This window comes from Paenibacillus sp. FSL H7-0918, assembly GCF_038007025.1.
GTDB lineage: Bacteria > Bacillota > Bacilli > Paenibacillales > Paenibacillaceae > Paenibacillus_AQ > Paenibacillus_AQ odorifer.
Map to the genome: position 1 here is coordinate 89,651 of NZ_JBBOWJ010000006.1, position 19,751 is coordinate 109,401.

Genomic DNA, 19,751 nt, shown 5'->3' on the forward strand with positions numbered 1-19,751 from the left:
GGTGATCTCACCCATTCCCAAAGTAGCGATTTTTTTACGAATTAAACGCTGTCTTCCAGCTGTAGGCTCTCGATGCCTGCACGTACAATGTTGCAGGAGTGGTTCAATTTCTGGGTTTCCTCTGTATTTAAATTAAGCTCCAGCAGCTCTTGAATCCCAGTGTTGCCTATGATGGCGGGCACGCCCGTGCATACACCGCTATGTCCGTACTCTCCATCCAGAATGGCCGATACGGCGATAATTTTGTGCTCATCATTCAGGATCGAACGGGTAATGTAGGCAAGTGCGCTGCCAATCCCGAAATGTGTGGAGCCTTTACGGGTGAAAATTTCCCAGCCGGCATCTTTTGTCTTGCGGGAGATATCCTCCAGATCCAAATGCGGGAACCGCTCGCGATGCTGATCTAAAATTTGCAGAATAGGCTTGCCGCCAATTGTTACATGGGACCAAGCTACAAATTGGGATTCGCCATGTTCACCTAAGGCGTAGCCATTAACACTGCGCGGGTCAATGGAGAACACATCGGAGAGCAGGGTTTTTAGGCGCGACGAGTCAATGGAGGTCCCGGTACCAATAATTCTGTGGCGAGGCAGACCTGATATTTTCCAGACCATATAAGTGACAATATCGACCGGATTAGCGGCGACTACGAATATTCCATCAAATCCCCCAGCCATGATGTTGGTAATGATTTCTCGAGTAATAACCGCAGAGGCTTCCAATACGTCAAGTCGGGTCTGCCCGGCTGTTGGATTAGCACCAGCGGTTAAGATAACGACATCCATTTTTGCACAATCGCTATAGGTTCCGGCATACACCTTTGTGCGTGTGCTTGTGAAATCCATACAGTGCGAGAGATCAAGTGCTTGTGCCATAGCCCGATCATAGGTGCGGTCGATCATCATAATTTCGTCGCAAATGGCCTGATTAACCATGGAGTAAGCACAGCTTGAACCCACCATTCCGGCCCCGACGATGGCTACTTTTCTCGATTTACTTTTCAATTGCCTTGTCCTCACTCTCTAAAAGTTATACGCAGTATAGGCTTCCAAATGATATTTATTTCAGCATTAAGGTCTTTTGGAAGCTTATCGTTAGGTATGCTTATAGTTTAACGTATCCCTTCGCAAGTTACCTGACATCGGACTTGCAAAGATTATATTTTTTCTGTTTAATGCTGAATAGGTGACATGATGAGTTAGTTATTTCAGGAGATCTATCCCTATAGTGTATGTAAAGTGCTTAAAGAGGATGTAATAAGAGGATGGCTAATTGATGTCAGAAAAGGGTGGAAAGTAGAAAAAAGCAGAGGAGAACATAAGCTTGAGTTACAAGAGGTAAGAAGTCATCTCAAGGATATCGGGTAAGAACCCTGAGATGGCTTCTTAGGATTATTATTGATAATCATGGCTGCGGCAGCAGACTTCCCGAGGAGGTCATAGCCTTATAACGCTTGAACATAAAAAATCTCCAATGAACAATCATGCCGAAGGCTAAAATAAAGAACAAACCACCGGACTGTGGAATAGACACATAACGGTTAATAAATTCATGGAGTAAAGTGCGGACTAGAAGAAGTCCGAGCAGGATAAACGCAAAGCTCTTGGAGCGTTGAGCGTAAATTTGTCCATCACGTTGTTCAAAGTGGGTGCTGCGTATAAGAGGATACGCGAAGATGAACCAGCCAATCAAAAAGGCGACTGCCGCCCACCATAATGGGAATCTGACCGCAGGTGCCACAAACATGGCAAAACCCGTCGACATACCGAGAGGTGGAATCCATATTTTTCGAATAGTAACCGGACGTGCGCTTGCTTTTAGACGAATGAAAATAACCATCAGCGCCATGAACAAAGCCCCTAATGTGGAGCCAATATGTAGAAGCGAGGGGTTTATGTTACCCATGATACACGACCTCTCTATGATTTCAGTCACTTGTATCTTCATTATAACAGAAAAACGATGGCAAAACATTGAAGTGTATTGGCTCCATCCCCGCAACAATTCCAGCAGAGGAATTTTTTCTTAAAGGAACGATACATACAAAAATCCCCGCCAGAGCATACTCTGACGAGGATTTATTGATGTGAATATTATTATCTCAGCCCAGACTTACGAACGGCTGCGTCCACTTGTCGAGCGAAGAATAAGGCTCACGATAAAGATCAGCACAACGGCACCGATCAAAGAAGGGAAGAAGTAGAAATCACTTACTTTAGGTCCCCAGCTTCCCAGAAGCACGCCACCCAGCCATGAACCGATAATACCAGCGATGATATTACCGATAACACCACCAGGAATATCTCTGCCCATAATCAGACCAGCCAACCAACCAATAACCCCACCAACGATTAACATCCATAGAAAACTCATGTTACTTCAACTCCTTCGTTTTGTTGTTTGCGATGTCTACTATTAACCTTTGTGACCATCTTTAAACCACATGGAAAAACTTACTTCTTCCGGAATGGTTAGGAAGTAGGCTCTAAATGCAGTTTCGATAATGTATTACAACTATAAACATGCTATAGTGAAAAAATATTATAAAATTATGAGTAAACCCCTATTAGTAAAGGGTAAGTAAGAAGTAATACAATACATAAAAGATAAAGGAGCCACTATTATGGAACGGGCTAATGAGGCATTGTTTTATGTAGGAACGTATAACTCTGAGAACGAGAAGGCGATTCAGTTATGTGCGCTTAGTCTTTTGTCGGGGGAAATGAGAATTCTTGAGGGTACCGAGGGAATTGAAAATCCATCGTTTTTAGCTGTGAATAAAGCAGGCAGCGTGTTGTATGCAGTTAGTGAGAAGGATCAAGGTGAGGTTTACGCATATGCAATTGATCCTGCAACTAAAGCGTTGAAATCACTTGGAAGTCGTCCTACGGAAGGTGGCGCTCCTTGTTATGTCTCCATTAGTCCTAAGGAAGATTACATATTCGTCTCCAATTACTCGGGAGGCAATGTTAATGCTTTTCCTGTAAATGAAGATGGTTCGCTTCAAGAGATGTCCGACCAAGTAAAACATGTGGGTTCAGGCATTCGTGAAGACCGTCAGGAGGCTCCGCATCCGCACTCTGTCATTCCGGACGCAAGTGGTAGACATGTGCTGGTGTGCGATTTGGGACTGGATCAAATTGTGATCTATCGCCCTGAAGAGGGCAAACTGGTAAAACATCGTGAGCTTAATCTGCCACCTGGTTCAGGTCCACGTCATCTGGCGGTGCATCCCTCTGGACAATGGATCTACCTGGCGAATGAACTGAATTGTACAGTAACGGCATTTGCTAATGATGAACAGGATGCAAATCTAAATGTTTTACAGCATCTTAGCACGCTTCCTGATAATTATACTGCCGGTAGTGACGATACAGCTTCCGATATTCATGTCTCCCCTTGTGGCAGATTCCTGTATGTCTCCAATCGGGGACAAGACAGTATCGCCCTGTTCCATATCGATGAATTAACGGGTCTGCTTGAAGCAGTGGATTGGCAGGGTACCGGCGGGCGTACTCCGCGTAACTTTGCAATTATTGGGGATAAGCTGCTTGCTGCTAATCAGAATAGTGATAATATTACCTCGTTCTCCATCGATAGTGAGAGTGGCAGATTAATCCCTACAGGAAATGAATTGGAAATGAAGTCACCTGTTTGTGTGCAAGCGTTGTAGGCTGAGACTAGGTTATTGTATGTCGTAAAAATAAGGGCTATTCCCGTATCCATTCATTTTTTCGTGAGTGGAGGTTGGGAATAGCCCTATTTTGCAAATGAAGACCTAAGGATAATAGCAAGTGATTTTTTAAAATGTATTTCGGATACCTAAATCGTAAAAACCGATGTCATCCAGCATGATCCGGTCGCCTTCTTCATCAAGATAGAAGGTGATTTCCGTCAGGTTGTCAGGATCCAGCTCTGGTTCTTCCTCTTGAAATTGTTCGAACGGCATCTCGTAGGTTTGAAATACAGCTTCGGAAAGGTCACCGTATTTGCCATCGTTTATCCGCTCTTCAAGCCATGGGAATAACGTGAACTGAGTTTGTGGAAGCGGCAGTATGTCCATTACTTCATCCAGCGTCAAGCGGGCTGAGGTATCATTATGGTCAGTTAACTCCACCTCAACCTTTGGAGGTAGTGGAACATCCATTTCTTCACTAATGTCACCATTCAGATTTGCCATAGAGAACGTAAGGCCATCTGCCCCTAAAAGAGCAGTTTCAGTACGGACACTGTCGTTAAGCTTAATGTTGTAATAAGCTTCTTCGTTTTTGCTGGCTGTGCGTTCAAGGACAACACCATAGGTGGCTTTGCTTTTTGACTCCCGGTCTTTAGCCAGCTCTTCTGACCAAGAAACACCCGATGCTTCTGCTGTTCCCAGTTCTACTGTGTTTTTGTTACGGTCATCGTCGAATGTGGCTACAGGACGATATCCCCCGCTTTGGAATTGATTGTAGTAGGCGGTATCTGGTAACCACTTCAGCCCGCTGCGATAATCCCGGAACAAGCTTTGGTATTCCTCCTTTTTATGCAAGGTGGTCTCCAAGAAAGCTGATACATAGACCTTAGCGATTTGCCGTTGTTTGTCTGCATCCATGATTTGTGCCCGATTTAAGAAGAGTCCAGCTGGCAAGGTCTGATCATACCCGCCCCAATCGCTGTTGAATTGACTGTGATTGGCGTCCGCAATATACAGCGAGCTTTTGAAAGCAGATGATCCTTGGGAATAGGAGGTACGTATATACTGCCGATCACCATAGAAATCATGTACATCTCCATCGCGGGCTCCCTGCAGGGTCAAATAATTGATGTCTTTGAGACGGGCTTGCTGGTCATCTATCGTTTTGTCCGTTGGTGCAAGCGCGATTACAGAGGTTATATTAAAGCGATTAACTGCCGCCATCACCGGATCATCCTTGAACCAACGAGTGGCATCCGCGGCCATAGCTACGGCTTGTCCTCCGCGGCTATGGCCGAGCAGGGCGGTTTTTGTGAAATCTATTTTCTGATAAAAAGGACTGCCCGGATCATCTGAAAAATCTGCTAGCTGCTCTAAATGTTTCAGTAGGATCCAAGTCCGTACTTTAAAATCATTGTCCGGAATACCGGACCAAGCAGAATAATTCAGGAAATTCTCATCGAGCGAGATCGCGATAAATCCCCGGCTTGCCAATAGTTCGCCGAGATAAGCGTACCCGCCATCAGAGTAATCTTCCATCATATGGTTGCCGTGCACCATCAGTACTACTGGATAAGGACCTTCACCTTCTGGCATCCATACGCGACCATTCAAGGGAAGTGCCTTATAATCGAAACCCCAGAATAAAGTGCGCAGCTTTGACCAATCCTTAATATAAGCAGAAGCATCGGCCGTAGAGGATATCAAGCTTGTATCCTTACCGTATTCGGCACGATGTAGATCGGTACCACTGGCATAGGTGAAGGTCTGATAAGCTAGATTACCTGGTTTTCCAGGATCGGAGGCTGTAAGTGGAACAACTTCCGTATCGTTGATGTCGACCGACTCTGAAATAGGCAGTTCTTGCACTCCGCTTGCCAGCGCAAGTGGGGAAAAAGTCACTGCCACTGTTAGCAGAAGTCCTAATGTTATTCTTTTGCTGCGGAGCAGGCCAATGGCTAATCCGCCTAGTGCTCCTAGCAGTGCAAGCACGACCGCAATGACAACCGCAGCCTCAATCTCAAAATCCGCATAATATAAGATTAGTAGAATAGCTCCAAAATCACTCAATACACAGCCTGCGAATAATCTTGGGATACGCAGTCCGGTCAACGCTAGCAGAACAGCCAAGATATTGCCAGAAATCGCCAGCAGGACAGTGCCTGCACCTGCAGCAAGAGCGATATCGGTAGGTTTACCTAATCCAGTAGGAATGCCTAACACGGCAGTACTAAAGGCTAAAAAGCATATTATCCACAGACCGGCTATTGCTGTTCTCCAAACTGCTGTATCGTAACGGTAGGTTCCCCTAATTCTTCGTCCAATTTCTTGAGCCATACGTCTGTGGAGCCGCGGTTTCAACGGCACAGGGACGTACTCTAAATCCATACCCATGACTCTCTCCCCTGACATAAAGCGGTAATTTCTCTTAACCCATAAGCTGTAGCAATAATATTACTTTATAGCATCAATAACAAGTGGATCTTACAGGAACCGACCCCATAGCTTGTATGGTGTGGTGTGTGGGAGTTTTCTTTGACATAGGCTGGAAAAAAAGGTTTGACACAGTTAAAGGGTTTCAGTATTATATCCATATAAACCAACTAAGTAGATAGGAATAATTGAAGAAGGTTCTTACCGTACGAACGGAGGAACGCCTGCATTAGGCTCGCAGACACGGTCTTAGGACCGGTTTGACCTGCCATACGTAGGCTTTCCTCCGTTCTTTTTGTGTTACCCAAGGGTTTGTCTGGTACGAAAAAACATGGGGGAGTGGAAAAGATGAAGAAAAAGATGAATAAAGGGCTTCTTGTAGGGTTTAGCTTGTTGCTGACGGCAGGGCTTACTGCTGCTTGCGGCAGCAATAACAATAACGGCAATAGTGCTAGTCCGGCAACAGACGCACCAGCAACAACCAATTCAGCGGAGGCCACAAATGCGGCTGAAGCCACCAAAACTCCATCTAAAGATCCAGTAGAACTACTGAACGTATCTTATGACCCTACTCGCGAATTGTACGAGAATTATAATAAAGCTTTTGCTGCCTATTGGGAGAAAGAAACAGGACAGAAGGTCACCATTAAACAATCCCACGGTGGATCGGGGAAACAAAGCCGTGCTGTGCTTGATGGCCTGGAAGCGGATGTTGTGACATTAGCACTTGGTTATGATATTGATGCCTTGCAGGAAAAGGGACTAATCAACGAGGGCTGGCAAAGTAAATTCGATCATAACAGCTCACCTTACACCTCGACTATCGTGTTCCTTGTACGCAAAGGGAATCCGAAAGGAATCAAGGATTGGCCAGATCTGCTCAAAGAGGGCGTAGAGGTTATTACACCAAACCCGAAAACATCAGGTGGAGCACGCTGGAACTACTTGGCGGCTTGGGGTTATGCACTAGACCAGAACAATAACGATGAGGCTAAGGCTGAGGAATTTGTAAAAGAACTGTTCAAGCATGTGCCAGTGCTGGATACCGGTGCGCGTGGATCTACGACAACGTTTGTGGAGCGTGGAATTGGTGATGTGCTGATCGCATGGGAGAATGAAGCCTATTTATCTGTGGAAGAGCTGGGACCGGACAAATTTGATATCGTGAATCCTTCGGAGAGTATTCTGGCTGAACCGCCAGTAGCTATAGTAGATAAGGTTGTGGACAAAAGAGACACGCGTGAGGTATCCGAGGCGTACCTGAAGTATCTCTATAGTGAAGAGGGACAAAAAATCGCGGCTGAGAATTACTACCGTCCTACATTAGATAGCGTGAAAGAAGAATACAAAGATAAGTTCCCGGAAATCAAGCTGTTTACATTGGCTGACAAATTCGGAACCTGGAAAGAAACGCAAGAGAAACATTTTAATGATGGCGGGATCTTTGACAAGATTTATGTGCCAGGTGCCAAATAACAGATGAATGAAATGCAGAATATGATCATTGAGATTTGTCCCGGTAGGGGCTGATCGGCTAAAAGGCCGAAGGCGAGAAAGGATGAATAGGGGATGAATGTCACCACTACGGCTGCACCAGCAGCAACGCGGCGCAAAATACTGCCCGGCTTCGGGCTGACGATGGGCTACAGTGTTTTATACCTGAGTCTAGTGGTTCTACTGCCACTTTCGGCGCTACTGTTCAATTCTACAGGTCTGAGCTGGGCGAAATTCTGGGATGTAGCTACGGACCCGCGGGTATTAGCTTCGTATCGTGTGAGCCTGTCGACAGCTGCTGCGGCTGCTTTTGTAGATGCAATTCTAGGTCTTTTGCTGGCGTGGGTACTGGTACGTTATGAATTTCCGGGCAAAAGAATATTTGATGCGCTGATCGATCTCCCGTTTGCCTTGCCGACAGCTGTAGCTGGTGTCTCCTTGACGGCGCTCTATGCAGGCAATGGCTGGATTGGGTCTTGGCTTGAGCCGCTGGGATTAAAGGTGGCATTCACTCCGCTCGGGATTACCTTGGCTTTGATGTTCATCGGCATACCGTTCGTTGTCCGGACGGTGCAGCCGGTGCTGGAGGATTTGGACAGAGATATGGAGGAGGCTTCGGCAACCCTTGGCGCAGGCCGCTGGAGAACCTTTCGCTCAGTAGTTCTGCCTGAGCTGTTTCCGCCACTGCTAACAGGTTTTGCTCTAGCTTTTGCTCGGGGCATCGGTGAATTCGGCTCCGTCGTGTTCATCTCCGGTAACATGCCGATGAGGACGGAGATTGCTCCGCTGCTTATTATGTCTAAACTGGAGCAATATGATTATGCCGGAGCTACCGCCGTTGCCCTGCTATTGCTCCTCATCTCTTTCTTAATGTTACTTGTTATTAATACACTTCAGCGCTTGGTTCGTAAGACTTCTCGTTGAGGGTAATCGCCGTGACAGCAGACGTCCGAACATGTTCAAACTTACTCGGAGACACTCGATATCTGCCGTTGATATTGAATATTCCAAGCTATCTTGTCTTCGTAAAACCCTTTAAAGGAGGAATAATTTTGGCCGGTACCGTCCCTCTCCATACCCCCCGGCTACAAAAGAATGCGTCCTCGTCCGCGACAACGGAAACCCCAATTGTAAAATGGGTGTTGATCGGAGCGGCTGGGCTAGTCCTTTTTTGGCTGATTGCTCTGCCATTAGTTGTTGTGTTAACCGAGGCACTTAAGAAGGGCTGGGACGTATATATTGCTGCCCTGACTGATCCGGATGCCCGCTCAGCGCTGCGATTGACGCTGCTTGTTGCGGCGATAACTGTGCCTCTGAATACCTTTTTTGGTGTAACAGCGGCGTGGGCTGTAACCAAGTTCCGTTTCCGCGGCAAAGGGTTTCTGATCACCTTGATTGATCTCCCTTTTGCAGTCTCGCCAGTCATCGGCGGCCTAATCTTTGTACTCGTCTTCGGAGCAAACGGATGGTTTGGCCCTTGGCTGAGCGCCCATGATATTAAGATCGTATTTGCGCTTCCGGGTATCGTGCTAGCCACGTTGTTTGTGACGTTTCCTTTTGTAGCGCGTGAGTTAATCCCGCTGATGGAGGATCAGGGTACACAGGAGGAAGAAGCGGCAATTACACTCGGCGCACATGGGTGGCAAATCTTTTTCAGAGTCACGCTGCCTAATATTAAATGGGGGTTACTATACGGCATTATTTTGTGTAATGCGCGGGCCATGGGTGAGTTTGGTGCGGTTTCTGTGGTGTCCGGGCATATCCGTGGGGAGACGAATACGCTGCCGCTGCATGTTGAGATTTTGTACAACGAATATCAATTTTCAGCATCTTTTGCAGTAGCTTCTTTGCTCCTGTTATTGGCTTTGGTAACGATGATTATTAAAAGCTGGTTGTCGCGAAAAAATGCCCATTGACATGACTTTTAGTTCCATGCTAAGTTAATTCATAGTATACTGGTTGGTAATAACGGAATTGAGGAAAAAAGGAATTTAGGCGGATATAATCCTTTGGTGAGAAAGGGAGGCTAGAGAATGGCTAAACCGCTGAAAGTGGACGATTTATGGCTTACGCGGATTGCAGGACTTCTGGATGATATGGAATTTGGCTCATTGCATATTGTGGTTCATGAAGGTCAGATTGTTCAGATGGAGCGTACGGAACGCAAACGGTTTGAGAATAGCAGTGGCAACGCAAATGGACGTTATATTGGTGAAAGCGGCAGCCGGCGGGCCGATTCTCAATCGGCGGGACGTTGATTCAATCTCTGGGCAATTATAAAGGTATATATCATCTTTTTGGATAAAAGATTATGGAGTTGTCACATAAGCCACAAAATGGCTGCTGGGGCAACTCCTTTTTCTTCGTATGCTTGATATTTGGCACGTATGACGCACCATATGACGCACCCCATCGGACTCAGTTGACACTAAACGCAGTATTATGCCACATTTGCCCCGCTAACGGACCGCATAGCCGCTATTGGCATAAAAAACACCACATATGGACCTGATTCTAAGCAATAACGTCCCTGGAGTCCGAAACCACGCTCCAAAAGCTGAAAAGGCGCAAATAACGTCATCTGGGTCCGTAGGTCGCAGGAATGATGAGTGATGAAGCAGACCGCCCCGAGTAAAAACACAGCAATATGTCATCTGGGTCCGCAGGTCGCAGGGAATGATGATTGTTGAAGCAGACCGCTCATGAGTAAGAACACAGCAATATGTCATCTGGGTCCGCAGGTCGCCGGGAATGATGATGATTGTTGAAGCAGACCGCTCATGAGTAAAAACACAGCAATATGTCATCTGGGTCCGTAAGTCGCAGGGAATGATGATTGTTGAAGCAGGCCGCTCATGAGTAAAAACATAGCAATATGTCACCCAGGTCCGTAGGTAGGTCGCAGAGGATGATCTGTCTTTTTACGACTTTTACAAATGATTCGGCCCGTGGGATAGCTACATATTTTGATGACGCAGTACGTTTGTTAATAACGAGGGGCTTGGCGTGAGGCGGATACGCCCTCCATCAACAGGATGAACGCAGTAATGGCGTGCATAATCCAACCAACGATCGGAATAAAAGCTAAAATCGAGGTGATAATGCCCAGAACGTTCCCCATGAATGGTTTATGTTCTCTTTGCAGCACAACAACGGCTACAGCATGAAGCAAAAAGGCAATGGCCAAAGGGACCCAACCATTAGCAATGATAAAGAGTCCGCCAATCAACGGCAGAGCCAGAAAAGCTTCATAAAGGCATGTTCCCCATTTAAACAGCTTGGCTACAGGAGACATAATGCTTCACCCACCCTTTTAAAAATATTGTTACAGATACTATTCCACACAGTCAGTAAAGGAATTCAAGAATATAATGCTTATCCCTCAGTTTCAAAAACATCCCTAGCAGTGAGCCTTGCCTGTGAACCATGCAGTCGTATATAGTGGGAACAGCAATGCTGAACGGAGGAGTGCGGATGGAAACAACAAGTAAGCTTGATATACGCCATGAACAGCCTTCAGTGGAACAGTATTTGGCGCTGAGAAAAGAAGCTGGGCTGAGTGAAATGAGTGTGGAAGGTGCAGCGATCGGTTTGCCTCGTTCTATTTTTGCGGTAACTTTGTATGAGGAGAATAACTTAATCGGGATGGGACGGGTGATTGGCGATGGGGGATGCTTTTTTCAGGTCACGGATATCGCGGTCAAGCCTTCACATCAAGGACAAGGTTTAGGAAAGTTGATCATGCAGGAAATCAGGGAGTTCCTTAATACTGTACCGGACAAGGCTTATGTAAGTCTGATTGCAGATGGAGAAGCCTCAAAGCTCTATGCACAATATGGTTTTGAATCGGTTATGCCACGTTCTCAGGGAATGTTTTTGCGTCGCTAAGCTAAGGCAAATTCATGCTGCTTTTTTAGTAGAGAGTGCCCCTTGTATTGGTTAAGGGGTTTTTGGTCTGGAAGTGGAGTAGTAGGCGCCATCTGGTTTCGATCGGATTTGAGCGGATAAATAATGTTTAAAGGCTGTAAGGGAAAGCTATTCAGATGAGCATCAAAAAAATAATTGAGCAGAAGGCTGCACGATAATGGTCTTGCTCGTAGAATGTGAGGAACAACAAGATGGATGTTGTAATATTGGGCGCTTCAGGAACGATTGGAAAGGCAATTGTACAGGAGGCATTAAAAAGAAAACACGAAGTAACAGCTGCGGTACGGAATCCAGAGTCAGTAACTCTCGAACACGAGCGTTTACATGTCACAACGGTGGATATTCTTGATCCGGCTTCAGTAGCGGCTGCGGTCCGTGGCCATGAAGAGGTAATCAGTGCTTATGGACCAGGAGCGGGCCACGAGCTGGATCTGATTACGGCGGCAAAAGCGTTGGTGGAGGGTATGCAGACGGCAGGGTTAAATCGGCTGTTGGTTGTTGGAGGTGCAGGTAGCTTAAAGACTGAAACTGGAGAGCTGCTGATGAATACACCGGATTTTCCGGAAGAGTTTAAACCAGTTGCAGAGGCGCATGCACAGGCTTATGAGATTTACAAAAATACAGAATTGGATTATACGTATCTCAGTCCTGCTGCGGTAGTTCATCCAGGTCGTCGTACAGGAAATTTCCGCATCGGATTGGACCGTCTTATTCTAGATGAGAATGGTGAAAGCAAGATTAGTGTGGAGGATTTCGCTGTAGCTATGGTGGACGAGCTGGAGGAAGGGAATTTTAGTCGGGCCCGATTTACTGTCGCTTACTGATATCAGACTTGCGCCGGACTTGCGCTCGGACTTGTATTTGGAATTGCCTGTGAAGCTTTGGAACGGTAGATAGCGGAAAGGGGCTAAATCATGTATCTGGTAACTGCTGAGCAAATGAGGCAGCTGGACAGCGAAACGATCCAGCAGCTGGGGATTCCAGCGATTGCGCTGATGGAGAATGCGGGAAGAGTTATCGCAGAGGAGATCATCGCGCTTTGCCGGGAGAGAGGCGGGGCAGGCTGCAGGAATGCAGCCAAAGGGAACGATGCCGGGCTAAAGCAGGCCGCGCTGGGTGACCTAGGCAAGGCATTTAAGGTCAGCGCAGATCATGCGCTGACGCTTGCCTCTGCCGCCGCCGAGCGATGGTTCATCCTCGTCGGCAAAGGCAACAACGGCGGCGATGGCCTCGCCGCCGCACGGTACCTTCGCGAGACCGGCATCGCCGTCACGCTCGTCTATGCGGTGCCGCCGGAGTCGCTCTCCGGCGAGGCCGCCCTGCAGCGCGATGCGGCTGCAGCCATGGGCCTGCCTGCCGTAGTATACGGCAGGGATCGGCTGGACCTTGCCGAGTGCAGCGGCATCCTGGATGCGCTGCTCGGCACCGGCGGCGCGGGAGCCCCGCGCGGCGCCTATGCGGAGCTGATTGCCGCAGCGAACAGCAGCGGCAAGGTCATTGTGTCCGCGGACATCCCCAGTGGTCTGAACGCGGACACAGGAGAGACGCATGAGCCTTGCATTCATGCGTCAGTGACGGTATGCCTCGCGTTTCTCAAGCGAGGCCTCCTGCAATACCCCGGTGCAGGCGCAGCGGGGCATGTCAAGGTACGGGCCATCGGCATTCCGACTGCTCTGGCTCTTAACAGCGGTGTGCAGGTTCACCTGCTGACACCGGAAGTGCTGCATGCCCATCTGGGGGTCGATCTGGCCCGGCGGCGGTCGCCAGAAGGCCATAAGGGAACTTATGGGCATGTACTCCTTACTGCCGGCACCTTACGGATGAGCGGCGCCGGACTACTGGCAGCCCGTGCTGCGCTGCGCACGGGCTGCGGACTGGTGACGTGGGCGCTTCCTAAGAAGCTGTTACCTTCCGTCATCGGTGTTGTTCCTGAACTCATGCTGGCTGATGTAGGTGGCAGTGAAGAGGGAAACTGGGAGGCTGAGACCGCGCCCGAGCTACTGAAGTTAAGCGAAGAGCGAGATGTAATCGCTGTGGGACCAGGTCTTGGACGGTTCCCGGGTGATACAGATTGGCTTCGCAGTCTTTGGGAAGGCAGTGATTGCCCGCTGGTTATCGATGCGGATGCTTTAAATATTCTGGCTGACTCCGATTATAAGAGTTGGGCGCGGCGCCGTCATTCTGTAATTCTGACACCTCACCCAGGCGAAATGGCTCGCCTGGCTAACCTAACTACGGCTGAGGTCCAACGTGACCGAATCGGTCTGGCTATGGACTATGCCAAGGAGCATGGGGTTACGCTTGTGTTAAAAGGAGCACATACCGTGATAGCAACTCCTGAAGGGCAAGCTTATGTAAATACCACAGGCCATCCCGGCATGGGCACTGGTGGAGCTGGTGATGTGCTAACGGGCATGATTTCCAGCCTGCTGGCTCAGGGACTTCATGCTACGCAGGCAGCAGCTTTTGGGGTATACCTGCACGGATTAGCAGGAGAGGAAGCAGCCCGTCAGCGGAATAATCCGGCGGCTATTATTGCCGGAGATATCATTGAAGCGCTTTGAGTATCCCTAATAAAGCTTATGACAGCAGTAAGCAGAGCAGTGGCAGAAATAGGGCGAATACTGGCAGCAACAGAGGAAACCTTTCTACACCAAGCTGGGTCACTCTGAGAAGGAGTAGTCCCAGGACTCCACCCAGACCCCATAGCAGATACTCTGCACCTTGTTCCGCTGCCAGCCATAGACCTGCACCAAAACCCGTGACGACATATACAGCAAGGGGCAGGATAGGGGATTTGGAGCGCAGAATACGCAGCAGTACATCTGCTACTAACGCCGCAGGCAATCCATAAGCATAAATGGCATAAGGAATCGATAGTGGCCAGCCTTCAGGAATTCCATCGGATTGTGGAAATCCAAGCATAAGTAAGGTAATAAGGACGTAAGTTAGCCCTGCGCAGGCTAATTTGGTTAATGCGTACATGCCACTGCTTAGGCGGACAGAAGAGATATCATAATCATTTATCTTATTCATTTGATATACATTCCTCTCGTGGTGTAATGCATCAGCTGGTGACCATGTCTCCACCATTGACATGAATACATGTCCCGGTAACATACGAAGAATCCGGTCCCGCTAAATAAAGATAGGCTCCTGCTAACTCATATGGCTGTGCGGCACGTTTAAAGGGTGTATCCGTCCCAAATACACTAACCTCATCTGCAGAGTAGCTGGAGGGAATTAGTGGTGTCCATACGGGTCCGGGAGCTACGCTATTGACACGAATGCCAGAGTCTACGAGTGATAAGGCTAAAGAGCGGGTAAAGGAGACGATCGCGCCTTTAGTTGAGGAATAATCTATAAGCTCTTTATTTCCTTGATAGGCAGTAATGGAAGCAGTGTTGATGATGGCTGCGCCTTTTTTTAGATGTGGAAGTGCGGCTTGTGTCAGGTAAAAGAATGGAAATATATTCGTCTGAAACGTTTGGTAGAGCTGTGCTTCCGTGATATCCAGAATACTTTTTTGCGGGTACTGGACGCCATGATTGTTGACGAGGATGTCCAGCTTGCCAAAAGTGCGAAGGGTATGCTCCACAGCCTTGAAGCAGTTTTCCTTATGGCGTAAATCAACTTCGATCCGCAAACAACGTTGCCCTAATTCTTCAATTCGCCGCTGAGTGACCTCTGCATCTGAAGCTTCGTATAAATAAGCTATAGCGACATCTGCGCCTTCCTTTGCAAAAGCAATGGCCGCCGCTTTACCAATTCCGCTGTCGCCTCCGGTGATGAGCGCAATTTTTCCTTTTAGCTTTCCGCTGCCGGTGATCTCCGGATTTTCACTGATGGGGCGAGGATTCATTAGACTCTCCAGACCAGGCTGACGGTCTTGGTGCTGTGGGGGAAACGCAATAGGCTGTTCCATACATATCGTTTGTTCCCCATAATAGGGGTAGGTGGGGTTCATTTTTACATACACTCCTCCTTGCCTTCTATCTTCCGTATATTTCTATGCATGCGCCTAGAAAAGCGTGCGCTATTATCCGGTCCTGCCTGTGTTTATAACCTAGTTCGAGGGAGCGTTTGTCAGAGATGAATGATTGGCGAAACATAGAGTATCTGAATCGTGGAACTCCAGTGCAAAAAGAGGTCTATACCCTGTTAAGAAAATTAAATATTATGAGTTTGCTGGCCGACTATAACCCGGTGCTGGTTGGCACAGTGCCGCTTGGTATTCAGGTGAAGGGCAGCGATCTGGATATTATTTGTGAGGTGCATGATTCCGTAAAGTTTACGGACATTGTTAGTCGATATTTCGGAACCATGGATGAGTTTACTAGTGTATCGCGTGTGGTTGATGGGGTCCCACGAACGAAAATTAACTTTATGGCCGGTGGCTGGCCTATAGAACTGTTTGGGCAGCCGCGACCCACAGCTCTGCAGAATGGTTACTTACATATGATCATTGAAGCGGAAATTCTAGCTCAGCTGGATAATGATTTTCGCCAGCAGATCATTACAATGAAAACAAACGGGTGGAAGACCGAACCTGCCTTCGCGCAAGTGCTGGGCTTGGAAGGCGACCCTTATGAAGCGCTGCTGATGCTGGAAAAGCTTCCGCGGAGTGCTCTTTATGCTTTTTGTCATTCTATACAAGCGAGGGGATAGACATGAATTATCGAGAGATGATTGCGGATGATTATGAAGCTGCCCACCAGCTATGGGAAAATACAGAGGGAATGGGACTTAGTGAAGCGGATTCGAGACTGGAGATTACGCGTTATCTGGAGCGTAATGCTGGCTTCAGCCAGATCTGCGAGAATGAAGACGGCCGGATTGTAGGAACTGCATTGTGTGGACATGATGGGCGAAGAGGTTATATGTATCATGTTGCAGTTAGTAATGACTGCCGAGGCATGGGCATCGGGCGTGAGCTTGTAAAGCGTTGCCTCGGTAATTTACATACAGCTGGTATCGCAAAATGTCATCTGATGGTGATTGGAACCAATGAACAAGGAAGAGGATTCTGGGAAGGGATAGGCTGGCAGTATAGAGGTGGAATTATGTTATACTCCCAGGATATCTTGTGATACATAAGATGCGAAATGAAAATACTATCTAAGTAAAATATCATTAGATTAGAAGTGGATATATCACAGCAAATGTAACGGTGAACTCCGACTGCCAGTGCAGTATACTATATATGAGTTTGATAATTGCCTATTTTGCAGGCAGGAGGTCTTTTATGCGTTTTAAAGATGTGTTTTCAATTATTGGTCCGGCCATGGTCGGGCCTTCAAGCTCGCATACAGCCGGTGCGGCACGGATCGGAAGGGCTGCAAGGCAGGTGCTGGGTGAAGTTCCGCGTGTGGCAGAAGTGACGTTTTTTGGTTCTTTTGCAGCTACTTATCAGGGCCATGGCACAGACAGGGCTATTGTCGGAGGACTTTTGGATTACGCTACCGATGATCATCGGTTACCCGACTCTCTGGAGTTAGCGGCTGAAGCTGGGATGGACGTATCTTTTGAGCAAGGAACGGGATTGTTTCCTCATCCTAACACAGTTAAACTGCATCTTATCGGACAAGAGACAGGAAGTGAGCTGACTTTAACGGGGACATCCATCGGTGGTGGAAACATTGAGATCGTCGATGTGGATGGTTTTGGAGTAAAGCTTACGGGAATGTATCCGACGGTATTGATTCATCATATGGATTATTTAGGTGTTTTGGCGAGTGTTACAGAAGTGATGCGTAACGGACAATTTAATATAGGGCATATGTCTCTGGATCGGAAGAATCGCAGCGGTGCAGCCTTAACGGTGCTGGAGCTGGATGAAGCTGCTACTCCAGAGCTTATTGAAGCGCTTAAAGCGCTCACTGCGGTGAAATCGGTGAAATTGGTTAATTTAAACGAGGGTAAGCAAGATGAGAAGGGGAAGGAAAGCTTAACATGAATTTTCAAACACTTAGCCAACTGGCTGTATTATGTGAGGAACGTGGCCTCACCATTGGAGCCCTTATGCTTGAAGAGCAAAGCGCGGAATCGGGACGTTCCAGTGAACAGGAATTTGCCACTATGCGTGAATATTATGGGGTGATGAAAGAGGCTGTTCATCGTGGGATGCATGAAGATACCACTTCGCGCAGCGGTCTTACGGGAATGGATGCCCAGCGTGTAGGAGCCTATAACGCAGCAGATGAACCATGCCTAGGTGGACCCGCTGGTCAAGCAATGGCCTATGCCTTGGCTGTGTCCGAGGTTAATGCCTCAATGGGCCGCATAATTGCTACACCTACCGCAGGTTCATGCGGAATTATTCCGGGTGTATTTCTCAGCTGCCAGGAACGGTTTGGCTGGGATGATGACTATATGGTTACCGGTTTGTTCGCTGCAGGAGCGATCGGTTATGTCATTGCCAACAATTCGTTTGTATCTGGTGCAGAGGGTGGCTGTCAGGCGGAGGTCGGGTCGGCCATCGGGATGGCGGCAGGAGCTTTAACCGAACTGCGTGGAGGAACGCCTGCACAAGCAGTGCATGCTGTTGGACTGGCGCTTAAGAACACCTTAGGACTGATTTGTGATCCGGTGGGAGGACTTGTAGAGATTCCTTGTATCGTTAGAAACGGATTCGGTGCAGTGACCGCGCTCGCCGCCGCCGATATGGCACTGGCTGGCGTACGTAGCGTGATTCCTTCAGATGAAGTAATCAAGGTCATGCTTGAGGTAGGCTCAGCTATGCCAGAAAAACACCGCGAGACCGCAGGTGGCGGATTAGCACAGACACCTACCGGCCGCAAGATCATGCAGGATTTACGTAAAAAGAAGTGATTTTAGAGCATTTTGAAACGTTCCAACTGTTCCCATAATCCTTCCTTCCGAAGGATTTCTGCTTGTTTGGGTCCCAAAAGGTCAAAGTGGGGGAATGGCGAACGATTATGAATATATTTAGCCGGCAGTCCATTTTCCTCACACCAATATGTTAGTCTGGTTAGGTCACTACAGCCGACCTTGGTGACAGTAGTCATGCCGGGAAAACGCGGGTCTAGCCAGTAATGGGTTAAGAAAGCGATCTCTCCTGCGGAGACAGCCTTTTTCCAGCGGGTTAATTCTTCTCTGTTGATGCCGAAGGCCATTACGTCTCCTCCTTATGTAGTATAGTTGACAACATTATAACCCATTGAAAGGGGATTACATCATGAACGGACAGGTAAGAGCCGATATTCGTCCTGGGCTTGAAGTGGATATCGTGCTTAAGCAGGATCAGCCGACGGGTAAGCTAACACATGGAACGGTAAAGGATATTCTCACGAACTCACCTCGACATCCGCATGGCATCAAGGTGCGTTTAACCAGTGGACAGGTAGGACGAGTTAAGAATATTGTTGCTAACTAACAACAATAAACTTTACCTTTGATTTTTATAAAAAAGCGCCCCTAATCAACAGAGATTGGGGCGCTTTTCTTTTTTATCTGCTCATAAAATCCTCAACGGACTGATCGGCTTTGGTCTGATTACATAACGTACAAGCGCAAACGCAATTATCCGGAGTAGTATGGCCACCTTTAGCACGGGGGAGCAAGTGATCTATAGTGTCTCCATAGGAGCCACAGAAGTAGCAAGTATAGTTGTCTCTGGTCAATATATAAGCACGGAAATCCTTATTGCTGTAAATCCGGCGGATGGTTCGACGATTCACTACGATAGCGGCATGTTCTCTGACTAGAGTAACTGCAAGCTCGTAGTCAATTTCCTGATGCCAGCGCCGTCCTTTATCACTGTGGCCACGCATTAGAATTTTCCCTTTGGCAGAGGGAATCAATTGCGTTGGATCTTCGGGACTCAGTTTCGCGCCTTGAGAATGAGAATGTTTCCTTCGTTGTTCCAAGCCCCGTATGCGCTGATTTGGGTTGGATTGCGGTGAAGAAGCAACCGTGGAAGAAGGCTTTCCTTGTTTGGAGCGTTCCTTGACAGCCAAAGAAGGGGATTGAATGGTATCAGGTTGTACTGGAATGGGACCTGCTGCAAGAGTGAGATCTATGTTTTGTCGTTGATTGCGGCACTCCCGACAAGCGCCACGGCGAGACTGACCTTTGGAACGTTTGCCGGTACGTTTACGAAATTCAGAGAGCGGCTTCTGTTGCTGGCAATAGGTACATTGTTTGGTGGATAAAAGATGGGTATCGTTCATAGATATGTTAGGTTCAGCGCAACTTAGCG

22 protein-coding genes are annotated in these 19,751 nt (G+C 47.8%); 13 read left to right on the top strand and 9 right to left on the bottom strand.

The annotated features are described in order from the left end of the window. Positions 1 to 41: 41 nt before the first annotated feature. The 3 genes from MHI15_RS29170 to MHI15_RS29180 form a co-directional block, all read right to left on the bottom strand. On the bottom strand, positions 42 to 1,004 hold the full coding sequence (locus tag MHI15_RS29170) for an L-lactate dehydrogenase (protein WP_076124580.1): 963 nt from the start codon (positions 1,002 to 1,004) through the stop codon (positions 42 to 44). Positions 1,005 to 1,404: 400 nt separating this feature from the next. Continuing rightward, a complete protein-coding gene (locus MHI15_RS29175) occupies positions 1,405 to 1,905 on the bottom strand; it encodes a CcdC family protein (protein WP_036682651.1) in 501 nt (166 codons plus the stop codon). Between the two features lie 207 nt (positions 1,906 to 2,112). Beyond that, entirely contained in the window at positions 2,113 to 2,373 is a 261-nt protein-coding gene (locus tag MHI15_RS29180) for a GlsB/YeaQ/YmgE family stress response membrane protein (protein WP_036682650.1), read from the bottom strand. Positions 2,374 to 2,623: 250 nt separating this feature from the next. Here MHI15_RS29180 and MHI15_RS29185 point away from each other — a divergent pair, with 250 nt between their 5' ends. Further along, positions 2,624 to 3,673, top strand: coding sequence for a lactonase family protein (locus tag MHI15_RS29185; RefSeq protein WP_076304330.1), 1,050 nt, complete (start codon positions 2,624 to 2,626; stop codon positions 3,671 to 3,673). Between the two features lie 129 nt (positions 3,674 to 3,802). Here the strand turns inward: MHI15_RS29185 and MHI15_RS29190 are convergent, their stop codons facing one another. Continuing rightward, positions 3,803 to 6,070: an alpha/beta hydrolase family protein gene (locus MHI15_RS29190; RefSeq protein ID WP_340393253.1), complete on the bottom strand. Its 2,268-nt coding sequence runs from the start codon at positions 6,068 to 6,070 to the stop codon at positions 3,803 to 3,805. A gap of 387 nt (positions 6,071 to 6,457) precedes the next feature. Here MHI15_RS29190 and MHI15_RS29195 point away from each other — a divergent pair, with 387 nt between their 5' ends. The 4 genes from MHI15_RS29195 (at position 6,458) to MHI15_RS29210 (ending at position 9,861) form a co-directional block, all read left to right on the top strand. After that, complete coding sequence (locus MHI15_RS29195; protein ID WP_036682645.1) at positions 6,458 to 7,585, top strand: sulfate ABC transporter substrate-binding protein; 1,128 nt, start codon at positions 6,458 to 6,460, stop codon at positions 7,583 to 7,585. A 93-nt stretch (positions 7,586 to 7,678) separates the two neighbouring features. Next, positions 7,679 to 8,527, top strand: coding sequence for a sulfate ABC transporter permease subunit CysT (gene cysT, locus MHI15_RS29200; RefSeq protein WP_341165198.1), 849 nt, complete (start codon positions 7,679 to 7,681; stop codon positions 8,525 to 8,527). A 128-nt stretch (positions 8,528 to 8,655) separates the two neighbouring features. Continuing rightward, positions 8,656 to 9,519: a sulfate ABC transporter permease subunit CysW gene (gene cysW, locus MHI15_RS29205; protein WP_076101318.1), complete on the top strand. Its 864-nt coding sequence runs from the start codon at positions 8,656 to 8,658 to the stop codon at positions 9,517 to 9,519. Positions 9,520 to 9,636: 117 nt separating this feature from the next. Beyond that, positions 9,637 to 9,861: a YezD family protein gene (locus tag MHI15_RS29210; protein WP_076101319.1), complete on the top strand. Its 225-nt coding sequence runs from the start codon at positions 9,637 to 9,639 to the stop codon at positions 9,859 to 9,861. Between the two features lie 728 nt (positions 9,862 to 10,589). On the opposite strand, the gene MHI15_RS29215 is transcribed toward MHI15_RS29210, so the two are convergent. Continuing rightward, on the bottom strand, positions 10,590 to 10,898 hold the full coding sequence (locus tag MHI15_RS29215) for a hypothetical protein (protein WP_036682636.1): 309 nt from the start codon (positions 10,896 to 10,898) through the stop codon (positions 10,590 to 10,592). 179 nt (positions 10,899 to 11,077) lie between these two features. Here MHI15_RS29215 and MHI15_RS29220 point away from each other — a divergent pair, with 179 nt between their 5' ends. The 3 genes from MHI15_RS29220 to MHI15_RS29230 all read left to right on the top strand — a co-directional run bounded on the left by MHI15_RS29220 (position 11,078) and on the right by MHI15_RS29230 (position 14,094). Beyond that, on the top strand, positions 11,078 to 11,491 hold the full coding sequence (locus MHI15_RS29220; protein ID WP_081393525.1) for a GNAT family N-acetyltransferase: 414 nt from the start codon (positions 11,078 to 11,080) through the stop codon (positions 11,489 to 11,491). A 230-nt stretch (positions 11,492 to 11,721) separates the two neighbouring features. After that, positions 11,722 to 12,354, top strand: a complete 633-nt coding sequence (locus MHI15_RS29225) for an NAD(P)-dependent oxidoreductase (protein WP_076124570.1) — start codon at positions 11,722 to 11,724, stop codon at positions 12,352 to 12,354. 90 nt (positions 12,355 to 12,444) lie between these two features. Next, positions 12,445 to 14,094: an NAD(P)H-hydrate dehydratase gene (locus tag MHI15_RS29230; RefSeq protein WP_341165199.1), complete on the top strand. Its 1,650-nt coding sequence runs from the start codon at positions 12,445 to 12,447 to the stop codon at positions 14,092 to 14,094. 16 nt (positions 14,095 to 14,110) lie between these two features. On the opposite strand, the gene MHI15_RS29235 is transcribed toward MHI15_RS29230, so the two are convergent. Together MHI15_RS29235 and MHI15_RS29240 are read right to left on the bottom strand one after the other, a co-directional pair. Beyond that, the gene (locus MHI15_RS29235) at positions 14,111 to 14,566 is read right to left on the bottom strand and encodes a hypothetical protein (protein WP_076142073.1); all 456 of its coding nucleotides are present in this window, start codon (positions 14,564 to 14,566) and stop codon (positions 14,111 to 14,113) included. A 31-nt stretch (positions 14,567 to 14,597) separates the two neighbouring features. Further along, positions 14,598 to 15,497, bottom strand: a complete 900-nt coding sequence (locus MHI15_RS29240) for an SDR family oxidoreductase (protein ID WP_340011846.1) — start codon at positions 15,495 to 15,497, stop codon at positions 14,598 to 14,600. 125 nt (positions 15,498 to 15,622) lie between these two features. Between MHI15_RS29240 and MHI15_RS29245 the strand changes: the two genes are divergently transcribed. From MHI15_RS29245 to sdaAA, 4 genes are all read left to right on the top strand, one after another. Continuing rightward, on the top strand, positions 15,623 to 16,198 hold the full coding sequence (locus tag MHI15_RS29245; RefSeq protein WP_076124562.1) for a DUF4269 domain-containing protein: 576 nt from the start codon (positions 15,623 to 15,625) through the stop codon (positions 16,196 to 16,198). A gap of 2 nt (positions 16,199 to 16,200) precedes the next feature. Next, the gene (locus MHI15_RS29250; protein WP_076124560.1) at positions 16,201 to 16,620 is read left to right on the top strand and encodes a GNAT family N-acetyltransferase; all 420 of its coding nucleotides are present in this window, start codon (positions 16,201 to 16,203) and stop codon (positions 16,618 to 16,620) included. A 155-nt stretch (positions 16,621 to 16,775) separates the two neighbouring features. Next, positions 16,776 to 17,486: an L-serine ammonia-lyase, iron-sulfur-dependent subunit beta gene (sdaAB, locus tag MHI15_RS29255; protein WP_076124558.1), complete on the top strand. Its 711-nt coding sequence runs from the start codon at positions 16,776 to 16,778 to the stop codon at positions 17,484 to 17,486. After that, entirely contained in the window at positions 17,483 to 18,361 is an 879-nt protein-coding gene (gene sdaAA, locus MHI15_RS29260; protein WP_076124557.1) for an L-serine ammonia-lyase, iron-sulfur-dependent, subunit alpha, read from the top strand. The genes sdaAB and sdaAA overlap by 4 nt, the downstream gene beginning before the upstream one ends. A gap of 2 nt (positions 18,362 to 18,363) precedes the next feature. Here the strand turns inward: sdaAA and MHI15_RS29265 are convergent, their stop codons facing one another. Continuing rightward, positions 18,364 to 18,666, bottom strand: a complete 303-nt coding sequence (locus MHI15_RS29265) for a hypothetical protein (protein WP_076124555.1) — start codon at positions 18,664 to 18,666, stop codon at positions 18,364 to 18,366. A 62-nt stretch (positions 18,667 to 18,728) separates the two neighbouring features. Between MHI15_RS29265 and MHI15_RS29270 the strand changes: the two genes are divergently transcribed. Beyond that, positions 18,729 to 18,926 carry a YwbE family protein gene (locus MHI15_RS29270; RefSeq protein ID WP_036682616.1) on the top strand — a complete coding sequence of 66 codons (198 nt, stop codon included), beginning with the start codon at positions 18,729 to 18,731 and terminating at the stop codon, positions 18,924 to 18,926. Between the two features lie 73 nt (positions 18,927 to 18,999). Here the strand turns inward: MHI15_RS29270 and MHI15_RS29275 are convergent, their stop codons facing one another. Next, positions 19,000 to 19,722: an HNH endonuclease gene (locus MHI15_RS29275; protein WP_076142077.1), complete on the bottom strand. Its 723-nt coding sequence runs from the start codon at positions 19,720 to 19,722 to the stop codon at positions 19,000 to 19,002. Positions 19,723 to 19,751 lie beyond the last annotated feature (29 nt).